The following is a 629-nucleotide window of genomic DNA, read 5'->3' as shown; positions in this document are numbered from 1 at the left end:
ACGGCGGCGAAATAAAACCCGAGCCCGAATCAAATGGATGTTCACAACCGACAAAGCTCGCGCCAAACTCGGCCGCGCCTATCCAGCCACCCCCAAAGAGTCAAAATCACTGTGATAGACCACTAGATGCGATCCGCTATCGCACCAACGGCCTCATGGCGCGCGCAAAATTCCTGCGCGATGGCGATCGTCTCTATATCCTGAATCACGACGTTACGCTCGCGGTCCGCGACCTGACGCTGGCGCCGCCCGAGGCCGCCGCGGGAGCCAACGGCGACGGCAAGGTCCGCGCCGCCATGAACGGCCGCGTCGTCGCGGTGCTGGTCAAGCCGGGCGAACAGGTCGCCGTAGGCCAGCCCGTGATGACGCTGGAAGCGATGAAGATGGAGCACGTGCACACCGCGGGCGTCGCCGGCACGGTGTCGGCGATCGACGTCGCCGAGGGCGAACAGGTGACGACGGGGCGCATTGTGGTGGAGATCGAAGCGGCGGCCTAACCCCACGTCGTCCCGGGCTTGACCCGGGACCCATATGTGGACGGCCCCCGTGGCACAAGAGCTTTTGAGGTGATCGGATCGCTTGCATCCATATGTCCGGCCTGTTTGATGCGATCGGATGATCGCTGGCCA

Annotated in this window: 1 pseudogene; it reads left to right on the top strand. The window is 63.9% G+C overall.

Features of this window, described 5'->3' with window-relative positions:
• Positions 1 to 125: 125 nt before the first annotated feature.
• Positions 126 to 497 (top strand): annotated as a pseudogene (locus ACZYOF_RS44205) (acyl-CoA carboxylase biotin carboxyl carrier protein subunit); the annotation flags it as partial.
• Positions 498 to 629: the final 132 nt, after the last annotated feature.

Source organism: Bradyrhizobium sp. LeoA1Lang (assembly GCF_055413685.1).
The sequence above is the reverse complement of the archived record's forward strand: the minus strand, read 5'-3'. Positions and strand labels throughout refer to the sequence as shown.